The 13,695-nt window shown below is 36.2% G+C and carries 12 protein-coding genes and 2 pseudogenes; all 14 read left to right on the top strand.

Going from position 1 to position 13,695, the window contains the following annotated elements; all coding sequences use genetic code 11:
- Positions 1-34: 34 nt before the first annotated feature.
- Positions 35-1,567: an ABC transporter ATP-binding protein gene (locus MHH42_RS18875; RefSeq protein ID WP_000456934.1), complete on the top strand. Its 1,533-nt coding sequence runs from the start codon at positions 35-37 to the stop codon at positions 1,565-1,567.
- Positions 1,560-2,618: an ABC transporter permease gene (locus MHH42_RS18870; protein ID WP_001085263.1), complete on the top strand. Its 1,059-nt coding sequence runs from the start codon at positions 1,560-1,562 to the stop codon at positions 2,616-2,618. The genes MHH42_RS18875 and MHH42_RS18870 overlap by 8 nt, the downstream gene beginning before the upstream one ends.
- Positions 2,619-3,578 (top strand): ABC transporter permease, encoded by a 960-nt coding sequence (locus MHH42_RS18865; RefSeq protein ID WP_000008852.1) that lies wholly within the window; start codon positions 2,619-2,621, stop codon positions 3,576-3,578. It begins immediately after the preceding gene.
- Between the two features lie 209 nt (positions 3,579-3,787).
- Positions 3,788-5,062: an EF-P 5-aminopentanol modification-associated protein YfmF gene (yfmF, locus tag MHH42_RS18860; RefSeq protein WP_000772425.1), complete on the top strand. Its 1,275-nt coding sequence runs from the start codon at positions 3,788-3,790 to the stop codon at positions 5,060-5,062.
- Entirely contained in the window at positions 5,063-6,349 is a 1,287-nt protein-coding gene (gene yfmH / locus MHH42_RS18855) for an EF-P 5-aminopentanol modification-associated protein YfmH (protein WP_000411962.1), read from the top strand.
- 100 nt (positions 6,350-6,449) lie between these two features.
- Positions 6,450-7,163 carry an elongation factor P 5-aminopentanone reductase gene (ymfI, locus tag MHH42_RS18850; RefSeq protein ID WP_000759613.1) on the top strand — a complete coding sequence of 238 codons (714 nt, stop codon included), beginning with the start codon at positions 6,450-6,452 and terminating at the stop codon, positions 7,161-7,163.
- A 75-nt stretch (positions 7,164-7,238) separates the two neighbouring features.
- Entirely contained in the window at positions 7,239-7,487 is a 249-nt protein-coding gene (locus MHH42_RS18845; RefSeq protein ID WP_000114447.1) for a DUF3243 domain-containing protein, read from the top strand.
- A gap of 138 nt (positions 7,488-7,625) precedes the next feature.
- Complete coding sequence (locus MHH42_RS18840; RefSeq protein WP_000574107.1) at positions 7,626-8,411, top strand: DUF3388 domain-containing protein; 786 nt, start codon at positions 7,626-7,628, stop codon at positions 8,409-8,411.
- Between the two features lie 21 nt (positions 8,412-8,432).
- Complete coding sequence (locus MHH42_RS18835; RefSeq protein WP_340893815.1) at positions 8,433-9,347, top strand: helix-turn-helix domain-containing protein; 915 nt, start codon at positions 8,433-8,435, stop codon at positions 9,345-9,347.
- A 63-nt stretch (positions 9,348-9,410) separates the two neighbouring features.
- Positions 9,411-9,989 (top strand): CDP-diacylglycerol--glycerol-3-phosphate 3-phosphatidyltransferase, encoded by a 579-nt coding sequence (pgsA, locus tag MHH42_RS18830; protein ID WP_001052980.1) that lies wholly within the window; start codon positions 9,411-9,413, stop codon positions 9,987-9,989.
- A gap of 20 nt (positions 9,990-10,009) precedes the next feature.
- Positions 10,010-11,248: a competence/damage-inducible protein CinA gene (cinA, locus tag MHH42_RS18825; RefSeq protein ID WP_097953975.1), complete on the top strand. Its 1,239-nt coding sequence runs from the start codon at positions 10,010-10,012 to the stop codon at positions 11,246-11,248.
- Positions 11,249-11,391: 143 nt separating this feature from the next.
- Positions 11,392-12,000, top strand: a pseudogene (gene recA, locus MHH42_RS18820) (recombinase RecA); the annotation flags it as partial.
- Positions 12,001-12,097: 97 nt separating this feature from the next.
- The gene (locus MHH42_RS18815; RefSeq protein ID WP_340893812.1) at positions 12,098-12,721 is read left to right on the top strand and encodes a topoisomerase I; all 624 of its coding nucleotides are present in this window, start codon (positions 12,098-12,100) and stop codon (positions 12,719-12,721) included.
- Positions 12,722-12,989: 268 nt separating this feature from the next.
- A pseudogene (locus MHH42_RS18810) lies at positions 12,990-13,412 on the top strand (recombinase RecA); the annotation flags it as partial.
- Between the last annotated feature and the right edge of the window lie 283 nt (positions 13,413-13,695).

Genomic DNA, 13,695 nt, shown 5'->3' with positions numbered 1-13,695 from the left:
TAGGGGAATGTTCCCTGTTAAAAGGAGGAACACAATGGAATACGTAATTGAGATGAATAACATTACGAAAGTATTCCCAGGCATTGTAGCGAATGATGATATTACGCTGCAAGTAAAGCAGGGAGAAATACATGCTTTACTTGGAGAAAATGGTGCAGGGAAATCCACATTGATGAATGTACTATTTGGTTTGTACCAGCCAGAACAAGGTGAAATTAAAATTAAAGGAAAAACTGTAAAGATTACAAATCCGAATATAGCAAATGACCTTGGTATTGGAATGGTACATCAGCACTTTATGCTTGTTCATAATTTTACAGTTACAGAGAATATTATTCTCGGAAACGAACCGAAGAAAAAAGGGAAAATTGCTGTTGAGGAAGCTGCTAAAGAAATTCAAAAACTGTCTGAACAATACGGTTTAGCTGTAGATCCATATGCGAAAATACAAGATATTTCTGTCGGTATGCAACAGCGTGTTGAGATTTTAAAAACACTTTACCGCGGGGCAGAAATTTTAATATTTGATGAACCGACAGCTGTGTTAACACCACAAGAAATTCATGAGCTAATTCAAATTATGAAAAAGCTTGTGCAAGAAGGGAAATCTATTGTTCTTATTACACATAAGTTGAAAGAAATTATGGAAGTTTGCGATCGTTGTACGATTATTCGTAAAGGAAAAGGGATTGGAACGGTTGACGTTGCAAATACGGATGAAAATAAACTTGCAGAATTAATGGTCGGACGTCAAGTGAATTTTAAAACAGAAAAAATAGACGCGAAGCCAAAAGAAGAGGTACTTTCAATTGCAAACCTTGTTGTTCACGATGCACGTCAACTACCGGCTGTAAAAGGCCTTGACTTAACTGTTCGTGCGGGGGAAATTGTTGGTATTGCAGGAATTGATGGAAACGGACAAAGTGAATTAATAGAAGCAATTACTGGTTTACGAAAAGTTGAGTCAGGTTCTATTGCAATTAAAGGGAAAGAAATAACAAATTGGCCTGTTAGAAAAATAACAGAAGAAGGAATTGGTCATATTCCAGAAGATCGTCATAAACACGGACTCGTTCTTGATTTTTCTGTTAGAGATAATATAGTTTTGCAAACGTACTATAAAAATCCGTTTTCAAAGAAAGGGATTTTAAATTTCAGCAAAATTACAGAAAAAGCAAAGGCACTTATTGAACAGTTTGATGTACGTACACCTAGTGAGCAAACGTTAGCTCGTGCACTATCTGGGGGAAATCAGCAAAAGGCAATTATTGCACGTGAAGTAGACCGTGATCCAGATTTATTAATTGCAGCACAGCCGACACGTGGTTTAGATGTAGGGGCAATTGAATTTATTCATAAGAGATTAATAGAGCAAAGAGATAAAGGAAAAGGTGTATTACTTTTATCACTAGAGTTAGAGGAAATTTTAAATGTTAGCGATCGAATTGCTGTTATTTATGAAGGAACAATTGTAGCAATAGTTGATGCGAAAGAAACGAATGAACAACAGCTTGGATTGTTAATGGCTGGAGGAACAAAGAAGGAGCAGGTGGGTACAAATGGCTAAAAAACTTTTAACAGAACGAACGATAAATATTTTAGTCCCAGTACTATCCGTTATTTTTGGCTTACTTGTAGGAGCGATTGTAATGCTAGTTAGTGGCTATGACCCAATTGTTGGTTATAGTGCACTTTGGACAGGCATGTTCGGCAGTCCAAGTGCGATTGGTGAAACACTTCGTACAATGATACCGCTTATTCTTGCTGGTTTATCGGTGGCGTTTGCATTTCGTACAGGTTTATTTAATATCGGGGTAGAGGGTCAATTGTTAGTTGGTTGGCTTGCAGCGGTTTGGTTCGGTTATGCAGTCTCGCTACCAGCTGTTCTTCACATTCCATTATCTATTTTATTCGCAGCGTTAGTAGGCGGAATCTGGGGTTTCATCCCTGGATATTTAAAGGGAAAGTTTCAAGTTAATGAAGTTATTGTAACAATTATGATGAACTATATCGCATTATATGTAACATATGATATTATTAAGCGCTTTTTACACGAGGGTAATGATAAAACGTACGACATTAAAGAGAGTGCGTCATTATCTTCAGACTGGCTTGCATCCATTACTGACGGTTCACGCCTTCACTGGGGAATTATAGTAGCAATTTTAATCGCTATTTTAATGTGGTTCTTATTAGATCGAACAACTTTAGGTTATGAATTAAAGTCGGTAGGATTTAATCAACATGCTTCTCAATATGCAGGGATGAAAGTTTCTCGTAATGTAGTATTTTCCATGACAATTGCTGGTGCGTTCGCAGGGATTGGTGGAGCGATGGAAGGATTAGGAACATTCCAAAGCATGACAGCGATGTCCTCCTTTACAGGGGTAGGGTTTGACGGGATTGCCGTAGCCTTACTTGGAGGAAATAATCCGTTTGGTATTATCCTTTCAGCTTTATTATTTGGTGGTTTGAAAAGTGCTTCCCCTCAAATGAACTTTGAGGCAGATGTGCCATCAGAGCTTATAAACGTAATTATTGCATGTATCATCTTCTTTGTTGCATGTAGTTATGTGTTAAGATGGGCGCTTACACGCATGAGCAAGGAGGGGAAATAAATGAGCTTTTTAGATATATTAGCCATTCTTGTGACGGGTACGTTATATACATCGGCACCTATAATTTTCACAGCACTAGGTGGTGTATTTAGTGAACGATCGGGTGTTGTAAATATCGGATTAGAAGGACTAATGCTATTTGGTGCATTTATTGGAGTTGTTACAAACTTATTAATGGGTGATACTTGGGGAACGATGACTCCGTGGATTGCGTTATTGTTTGCGGCAATTGGTAGTGGTTTATTTGCATTACTTCATGCAGTAGCATCTATTACATTCCGAGCGGATCAAGTTGTAAGTGGTGTAGCAATTAACTTCTTATCTCTTGGTTTAACAGTATTTGCAATTAAGAAGATCTTTGATAAAGGGCAGACTGACTTTATTCAGTACCGTATTGAAAAGATTGATATTCCAGGTCTTTCGGATATTCCGGTTATAGGGAAAATATTCTTTTCAAATGTACCAATAACGTCGTATATTGCGATTATTTTAGCATTTGTTGTTTGGTATGTTATTTATAAAACACCGTTTGGTCTTCGATTGCGTGCTGTTGGTGAACACCCAATGGCAGCGGATACGATGGGGATTAACGTATATAAAATGCGCTATATCGGCGTTTGTATATCAGGGGTGTTTGCCGGAATTGGTGGGGCGATTTTTGCAATGTCCATTTCTAATAACTTCTCAGGGGCAACTATTACAGGACAAGGTTTCTTAGCTTTAGCTGCTATGATCTTTGGGAAGTGGAATCCGCTAGGCGCACTGGGTGCAGCTCTATTCTTTGGTTTTGCTCAGTCTCTTAGTGTAACGGGTGGAACAATTCCTGTATTAGACCAGATTCCAAGTGTTTTATTAACGATATTACCGTATGTATTCACAATATTAGCACTTGTCGGTTTTGTAGGTCGTTCTGAAGCTCCGAAAGCATTAGGAACTCCTTATGAAAAAGGAAAACGATAAGTAATTTGTAAGTAGAAAAAAGCTCGCACATTAGTGTGAGCTTTTTTACATAGAATATATGTAATACGAAATTTTACTATGTTCCTTACATATTATAGTTTTTAGAAAAAGTCATTTGTAAGCATAATAAGGAAGAAAAATTGGTTTTTTATTTCTAAAAACTGTATATTGAAGAGGAATATTCCTATATACGTAAAGGAGGGCTATAAATGAAACTAATGGAACAACAATTACATGAGTTAGGTGGTTTGCGAGTACATATTATTCCGACTGATAAATATAAAACAAATACCTTTGTATTTCGTTTTAAAGCACCTTTAAATGAGGAGACGGTGACAGAGCGTGCCCTATTGCCATACGTATTGCAAAGTGCGACAGAAAAACTTCCTTCTGTAATTCGTCTTCGTCAATATTTAGAAGAATTATACGGATCTTCTTTGGGAGTAGATGTAAGTAAAAAAGGGGAAGACCATATCATCTCCATTTATGTAGACATTGCAAATGAAGTATATTTACACGATGCACCACCGTTATTTGAAAAAGCGCTTTCTATGTTATCGGATATTGTTTTACATCCAGCAACAGAGGGGAATAGTTTCCTACCTTCTATTGTAGAAAGTGAAAAAAGAGCGCTTTTGCAGAGAATTGAAGCTACTTATGATGATAAAATGCGCTATGCAAATGAGCGTTTAATCGAAGAAATGTGCAAAGTAGAACCGTATCGATTAAGTGCAAATGGAAAAAAAGAGAGTGTTACTTCTATTACAAATGAAAGTTTGTATCAATATTATCAAAAGGTGTTAGCGGAAGATGAAATGGATCTATATATTATTGGTGATATTTCAGAAAACGCAGTTGATCTTGTAAGTAAGTATTTTTCTATTACAGCGCGTCCCGTGAGAGAAAGAAATGTACTCCTTCATAAGCGCAATAATGAAGAAAAAGAAGTTGTTGAAAAACAAGAATTAAAACAAAGTAAATTACACATTGGTTATCGTACGTTTGTCACATATAAAGATGAAGATTATTTCGCACTGCAATTGTTCAATGGGCTATTTGGAGGTTTTTCTCATTCGAAGTTATTCGTAAATGTCCGTGAAAAGAATAGTTTAGCGTACTATGCAGCATCAAGATTTGAAAGTCATAAAGGCTTGTTGTTTGTTATGTCAGGGATTGAAGCAAAAAATTATGAAAAGGCAGTTGAAATTATTAAAGAACAAATGCTTGCGATGCAAAATGGTGATTTTTCTGAAGAAGAGATGCATCAAACGAAAAGTGTCATTCAAAATCAAATATTAGAAGCAATTGATACGCCACGTGGATTTGTGGAAATGCTATATCATGGTATTATTTCAGATCGTACACGTCCAGTTGAAGAATGGCTAACAGGTATAGAAAGTGTGACGAAAGAAGAGATTGTGAAAGTTGCTAAAAATATTGAACTAGATACAATTTACTTTTTACAAGGAACGGAGGGAGAATAAATGGAGAAGATTGTTTATGAGCAATTAAAAGAGACGCTCTATTATGAAAAACTTCCGAATGGATTAGATGTATATGTTTTACCGAAGCAAGGATTTAATAAAACATTTGCAACGTTTACGACAAAGTATGGTTCTATGGATAATACATTCGTACCATTAGGTAAAGAAGAAATGATTCGTGTACCTGACGGAATTGCGCATTTTCTTGAGCATAAATTATTTGAAAAAGAAGATCACGATGCTTTTCAATTGTTTAGTAAACAAGGAGCATCGGCAAATGCTTTCACATCCTTTACAAGAACAGCTTATCTTTTTTCATGCACATCAAATGTAGAACAAAATTTAAATACGTTGTTAAATTTCGTACAAGAGCCTTACTTCTCTGAAAAAACTGTTGAAAAAGAAAAGGGGATTATCGGACAGGAAATTCAAATGTATCAAGATAATCCAGATTGGCGCTTATACTTTGGATTAATTGATAGCTTGTTTGTAAAGCACCCCATTAAAATTGATATTGCAGGGACAATCGAGTCTATTAGTAAAATTACGAAAGACCTATTATATGAATGCTACGAAACATTTTATCATCCGAGCAATATGTTACTATTTGTTGTTGGTGCAATTGATCCAGAGGAAACAATGGACTTAGTGCGTGAAAATCAAGCGAAAAAAGATTATAAAAATCAGCCGGAAATTGTACGTTCATTTGAAGATGAACCAAATGAGGTAAATGAAAAGAAGAAAATCATTTCAATGCCTGTACAAACACCGAAATGTTTAGTCGGTATTAAAGCGACAAATTTAAAAGAAAAAGGGAAAGCTCTTTTAAAACAAGAAATCGCGCTTACGTTACTTTTAGATTATTTATTTGGAAAAAGCTCCGTTCATTACGAATCGTTATATAATGAAGGGCTTATTGATGATTCGTTCTCGTATGATTATACGGAAGAGAATAACTTCGGTTTTGCAATGGTTGGCGGTGATACGAAGCAACCGGATGAATTGGAAAAGCGTTTGAAAGATATTTTATTAAACACAAATTATGATCAATTAGATGAGGCAGCATTAGAACGAGTAAAGAAAAAGAAAATTGGTGGCTTTTTACGCTCGTTGAATTCACCGGAATATATTGCAAATCAATTTACGCGATATGCGTTTAATGAATCTAGCTTGTTTGATGCATTGACTGAATTAGAAAGTCTAACTGTTCAAGATTTACAAGAAGTAGCGAAATTATTATTATCAGAAGAAAAAATGAGCGTTTGTCAAGTTTTACCGAAAAAATAAAATTTAAAAGATACTCTCATCTTATCATTGATAAATTGTAAGATGAGGGTATTATTTAGTTATATGAAAAATGAGCTTGTAGAGATAAGAGAGGGTAATTATGAAAAAGTATGCATTAGTAACTGGAGGGAGCGGAGGGATTGGCTCTGCTATTTCAAAACAATTAATTCAAGATGGATATACTGTATATGTTCATTACAATAACAGTGAAGAGAAGGTAAATGAGTTACAGAAGGAATGGGGTGAAGTGATTCCTGTTCAAGCGGATTTAGCTTCTAATGATGGGGCAGAGCAGTTGTGGGGACAAATTGAACATCCTATTGATGTTATCGTATACGCAGCTGGGAAGAGTATCTTTGGATTAGTGACAGATGTAACAAATGATGAGTTGAATTATATGGTAGAACTTCAAGTTAAGAGTGTATATAAATTACTATCAATGGCACTTCCACCTATGATTGGGCGGAGAAGTGGAAATATTGTAGTTGTTTCATCTATATGGGGGCAAATAGGGGCTTCTTGTGAAGTGTTATATTCAATGGTAAAGGGAGCACAAAATTCATATGTGAAAGCTTTAGCAAAAGAGGTTTCTTTAAGTGGATTGCGTGTGAATGCAGTAGCACCAGGTGCAATTGAAACGGAAATGTTAAGTGTCTTTTCTGAAGAAGATAAGATTGGCATTGCTGAAGAGATACCATTAGGCAGAATAGGTTTACCAGAAGAGGTAGCAAAGACAGTTTCATTTCTCGTATCACCAGGAGCATCTTACATAACTGGACAAATTATCGGTGTGAATGGTGGCTGGCATTGTTAAAAAATTCTTACATAAAAAATGAAAAGTTGCACAAATTAAGCATGATTTTATTACTCAATAGTGAGGTGCTTAATTATGTCAGTGTTAGATAATTTTGATCAGTGGAAGAGCTTTTTAGGAGAACGTTTAGAACAAGCGGAAGGAAAAGGGCTTAATAATGGTGCCGTATCAGATATGGCATTTCGTGTTGGCGATTATTTAGCAAATGAAGTAGAAGCGCGTAACGATCAAGAAAAATTATTGTCTGAGCTTTGGAAAGTTGCTGATGAACAAGAGCAGCATACAATCGCAAATTTAATGGTTAAGTTTGTACAACATAAGTAAAAGTAGAGAGGAGATTCTCCTCTCTACTTTTTTTGTATAATAATTACACGGGAGAGATTATACATTTAGCTTCCCTATTAAGGTGAAATCATATAATATAGTACGTAGGTGTAAAGTAAGCAAGGGGAGTGATCTTGGATGATTGAATGGTATTTTGAATATGAAATACATAAAAACCGACCTGGCTTGCTTGGTGACGTTTCTTCGTTAATCGGTATGCTCGGCATTAATATTGTCACAATTAATGGTGTTGATAATGCACGACGTGGGTTACTCCTTATGTGTGATAATCAAGAGCAGATCTCTAGACTTGAATCAATTTTAAATACGATGGATAACATAACGGTAACGAAATATCGTCCGCCAAAGCTAAGGGATAAACTAGCGGTTAGACATGGTAGGTACATACAACGAGATGCAGATGACAAGAAAACATTTCGTTTTGTGCGTGATGAATTAGGATTACTTGTAGACTTTATGGCGGAAATCATGAAAAAAGAAGGCCATAAACTAATTGGGATACGAGGAATGCCTCGTGTCGGAAAAACAGAATCCATTGTTGCCGCAAGTGTTTGTGCAAATAAACGATGGTTATTTGTATCATCTACTCTCATTAAACAAACTGTTCGTAGTCAATTGATTGAAGATGAGTATAGCGATGACAATATTTTCATCCTAGATGGAATTGTGTCAACAAAGCGTGCCAATGAAAGGCATTGGCAACTCGTTCGTGAAATTATGAGATTGCCTGCAACGAAAGTTGTGGAACATCCTGATGTATTTGTGAGTCAGTCAGAATACACATTGGATGATTTTGATTATATTATCGAGTTACGTAACGATTATGATGAAGAAATTCAATATAATTTAGTAGATGAAATTGAGCAAGGTACGCAAAATAATTTCTCTATGTTCGACTTTTAAAGAAATATTGAGGTGTTAGTAGTGACAGAATTAGGACAAAAGCTGAAAGAAGCAAGAGAAGCAAAAGGCTTGTCTATTGATCAGCTGCATGAGATTACAAAAATTCAAAAACGCCATTTAGTAGCGATTGAAGAAGGCAATTATGACGTATTGCCAGGAGCTTTTTATGCACGTGCATTCATTAAACAATACGCAGATGCGGCTGGATTAAATGGAGAGGAACTGCTTGTAGAATATCAGAGTACGATACCACAATCTGAAAATCGTGATGTTCCACAAGTATCAACTGGACAAAAAACACAAGAAACAATGCAAAAATCTTCATCATTGCCAATGGCAGATCATATGCCGAAAATCTTAATTGCATTGTTAGTAATCGCATTTGGAGTCGTAGTTTGGTTTGTTATTCAAGCACTGACTGGTAAAGATGACGGACGAGTTCCGGCTACTCAAAGTGAGAAAATTGAAGTTAAAAAAGCAGAAAATTCTCCGCTAGATACGAAGAAAGATGAAGCGAAAGCGGAAGAACCAAAGAAAGAAGAACCAAAGAAAGAAGAGCCAAAAAAAGAAGAGCCAAAGAAAGAGGAACCAACTGGACAACAAGAAGTAAAAGTAGTTGAAACAAGTGGTAAGGTATCTACTTTGGAAATTCATAATAATAAAACATTAGAACTGGAAATTTCAGCGAAGGGTACAAGTTATGTAGATGTTAAGGACGATGCGGGTAATGAAATTCTAAACACTACAGTACAAAGTGGTCAAACAGAAAAACGAGATTTATCAACAGCAAAAGAAGTGCGACTTAATATTGGAAATGCAACGAATGTTGAAGTTAAACTGAATGGCCAAGTGGTCGCTTACCCATTGGATCCAGAAAAAGAACTTCACCAAAGATTGGTGATAAAAAACCAAGGGGTAGAGCAACCTGCACAATAACAGTCATCGCTTCGATGACTTTTTTCAATGAACAAATGTTTTTGATATGATGGAGGAATAGCTGTGAATTTACCAAATAAAATTACAATATCTAGAATCTTCTTAATCCCAGTTTTTATGGTAATTATGTTAGCACCCTTTGATTGGGGTTCATACACAATTGGTGATGTAGATCTACCAATTCAACACTTAGTAGGGGCGCTTATCTTTATTATTGCCTCAGCTACAGATTGGATTGATGGACATTACGCAAGAAAGTATAATCTTGTAACAAACTTAGGGAAATTCCTTGACCCGTTAGCAGATAAATTACTTGTTTCGGCAGCACTTATCACATTAGTCGAGATGGGATCTGTACCAGCTTGGATCGTTATAGTAATTATAAGCCGTGAGTTTGCTGTGACAGGTTTACGACTTGTACTTGCTGGAACAGGGGAAGTCGTTGCAGCGAATCAATTAGGGAAAATTAAAACATGGACACAAATTATCGCGATTGCGGCATACTTATTACACGATGTACCTTTAAATTTAATCCATATTCCAGTTGCTGATATCTTTATATGGATTGCATTAATTTTTACTGTTATTTCAGGATGGGATTATTTCTGGAAAAATAGAGCTGCTTTTGTAAACTCAAAATAGAAGTTTATGGGGGAATTGGGATGAATGCTGAAATTATTGCGGTTGGAACGGAATTATTACTTGGACAAATTGCAAATACAAACGCCCAGTTTTTATCTGAAAAGTTAGCTTCAATTGGCATTAATGTGTACTACCATACTGTAGTTGGAGATAATAACAAACGATTACAGCAGGCGATTGAAGTTGCAGCAGAACGTGCGGACATGCTTATTTTTACAGGTGGATTAGGCCCGACAAAAGATGATTTGACGAAGGAAACAATTGCGTCTAGCTTAGGGGAAGAGCTTGTATATGACGAAAATGCATTAGCATTAATAAGCGATTATTTTAAGCGTACAGGTCGTGAGTTCACTGAAAATAATAAAAAGCAGGCACTCGTTTTGAATGGAGCAACTGTATTTGCAAATGATCACGGTATGGCACCTGGTATGGGTTTAAATAAGAACGGAAAAGTTTATATTTTATTACCAGGACCACCGAAAGAAATGAGGCCAATGTATGTAAGTTATGTAGAGCCTTTTTTACGTAACTTTACAACAGGAGAAAACATTTATTCTCGCGTGCTTCGCTTCTTCGGAATTGGGGAATCTCAATTAGAGGTGAAAGTTCAAGATTTAATTGATGGACAAACGAACCCGACAATCGCCCCGCTTGCGAATGATGGAGAAGTAACATTACGTTTAACTGCGAAGCATCAAAATGCTCATGAAGCGGAGAAACTCATTCAGCATATGGAAGATTTGATTTTAGAAAGAGTAGGAGAATTTTTCTACGGGTATGACCAAGAGTTTCTGCACTATAAGGCGATAGAGTTATTGAAGAAAAAAGGATTAACTTTAGCGTGTGCAGAAAGTTTAACAGGTGGTCTCTTCGGTAATCAAGTAACAGAAAGTGCTGGTGTGTCTTCAGTATTTAAAGGCGGTGTCATTTGTTATCATAATGATGTGAAGCAACATGTTTTACATGTACCTGAGGAAGTGTTGTCTACTGACGGTGCAGTTAGTAAAGAATGTGCTCGTTATCTTGCTGAAAATGTTAAAGAATTATTAAAAGCGGATATCGGAATTAGTTTCACTGGGGTAGCAGGACCAGATGCTTCAGAACATAAAGAGCCGGGAACAGTATTTGTTGGATTGGCGATTAAAGATGAACCAACTGTAGTCTTTCCTCTAAATTTAAGCGGAAGTCGTCAACAAATTAGGGAACGCTCAGCAAAATATGGGTTTTATCATTTGTATAAAAAGCTAGAAGAGATATAAGTCTCTTCTAGCTTTTTTTAATGGTTAAATGCAGTTTTATGTAATGGAAAATAAAAAATCGAATAAATGTTCGATTTTTGTTGGCAAATTGAATTGAAAATAGGTATAATAAGATTAGCAATTCAGTTAAGGAGGAATTTTGAATGAGTGATCGTCAAGCGGCATTAGATATGGCGTTAAAACAAATAGAGAAGCAATTCGGTAAAGGTTCAATTATGAAATTAGGAGAACAAGCGGAGCGTAGAATTTCTACAATTTCAAGTGGTTCTTTAGCACTTGATGTGGCACTAGGGGTAGGCGGATACCCACGTGGCCGTATTATTGAAATTTACGGACCTGAAAGTTCAGGTAAAACAACAGTTTCATTACATGCAATCGCTGAAGTACAGCGTCAAGGTGGACAAGCAGCGTTTATTGATGCGGAGCATGCAATGGATCCTGTATATGCACAAAAATTAGGCGTTAACATAGATGAATTACTATTATCACAGCCTGATACAGGGGAGCAAGGACTAGAAATCGCAGAAGCACTTGTACGAAGTGGCGCGGTTGACATTATCGTAATTGACTCTGTAGCAGCTCTTGTACCGAAAGCAGAGATCGAAGGAGACATGGGTGACTCACACGTAGGTTTACAAGCACGTTTAATGTCACAAGCACTTCGTAAGCTTTCAGGTGCAATCAATAAATCAAAAACAATCGCAATCTTTATCAACCAAATTCGTGAAAAAGTTGGGGTTATGTTCGGAAATCAACTACAAGTTGCTTAATCAAAGTAATGTACTTGAGTCTTTATTTGTCTTCTTCGACTAAGTCTTTATAAGGGATTTCTTATAGGGAGAGATTAAAGTGGCAGTGACAATTGGAAATAGAACTTATCGAAACATAGAACAATGGCAAGTGGATTTTATTGTGACACATGCGGATAGAAAATTGAAAGATATAGGTAAAGAAATTAATCTTGATGAAAGGCGAGTAGGTGAAATATTAAAGTTACTCGGAATTAAAAGAACCAGACATAGAAAGATTTACTTGCCTAAAACCGCAGAAGTTGAACAAGAATTGAAAAATCCATATTTATCACATGTTGAAATTGCTATTAAGTATGGCGTATCCGATACATGTGTTGCTAAAAGGAGAAAAGAGCTTAATGTAAAGGTCAGAAAGAAAAATTATGATACTTTATTGGAACAAAAGGTTGAACAGATGTTGTTAAGTTTAGATCTGGCGTTCATTAAGCAAAAAAGAATCGATAAGTGGTCTATTGATTTCTACTTAGGTAGAAAATATTGTTTAGATGTCCATGGGAAATGGGCACACTCACTCAAAAAAATAAAAGAACGAGATAAAAGAAAACTTTTATTTATGGAAGAGGGCTGCTATAAATATCTTGTTATACATGAGGAAAAGTTAGCAAATAAAGAAAAAGTCTTGCAAAAGATTAAGGAGTTTACCATGGGTTTCCCTTGCTAGTGATAGCATGTTAAAAAACCTTGTGAACCTTATTGCCTAAGGGTGTAACTATCCATATAGTTGCTAACGGTGAAGCCCACCATTATTTAGGGTAATACCGTGCCAAGCTCCATAGTGATATGGGGAAGGTGTAGAGACTACCGAAAAGGACTTTTAGTTAACTGAGTAGGGTACGGCAGATGATAGGCTACTGCTGGAAGTGCAAGGCTCTCTGTAAAGAGATGAAGAGATAGTCCGGACTATAGAGATGGAAAATCTATAGATAGTGCCAGAAACAACTCCAGGTGGTCGTGCGTTGAAATTCTATTCAACAGTTCGTCTTGAAGTACGTCGTGCTGAGCAATTAAAACAAGGTAACGACATCGTTGGTAATAAAACGAAAGTAAAAGTAGTGAAAAATAAAGTAGCACCACCATTCCGTGTTGCTGAAGTTGATATTATGTACGGAGAAGGTATTTCAAGAGAAGGTGAAATCTTAGATATGGCTTCTGAACTTGATATCGTTCAAAAGAGTGGTGCTTGGTACTCGTATAATGAAGAACGTTTAGGACAAGGTCGTGAAAATTCAAAACAATTCTTAAAAGAGAATACGGATTTAAGAGAAGAAATTGCCTTCTTTGTTCGTGATCATCACGGAATTGGTGAAGACTCAGGTGTGGAAGACACGGAAGATTCAACTCTTCAAGATTAAAAAATAAAAGACACGGTCCCGTGTCTTTTATTTTTTTACCTTCTATTAAAATCGTGTATATCGCAGTAGTTAAAAAATTTTTTTGACTCAAACGGGATGTGTAAAGAGGGATATTCATATGTTTTAAGGGAATAAAATGGTATTTACTAAGGTTTTCCAGGATAATATGCTATCAATTTTTCAAATTCAGATAACATTCAGGACTGAAGGTAAAGAAAGTAAAAGTAGACAACGCTTGACAATGAAAATTCCGATAGATACAATGAGAATGTATATTTTTTCT

It is taken from the genome of Bacillus sp. FSL L8-0099, assembly GCF_038006385.1.
In the GTDB taxonomy this organism is placed as follows: domain Bacteria; phylum Bacillota; class Bacilli; order Bacillales; family Bacillaceae_G; genus Bacillus_A; species Bacillus_A toyonensis.
The sequence above is the reverse complement of the archived record's forward strand: the minus strand, read 5'-3'. Positions and strand labels throughout refer to the sequence as shown.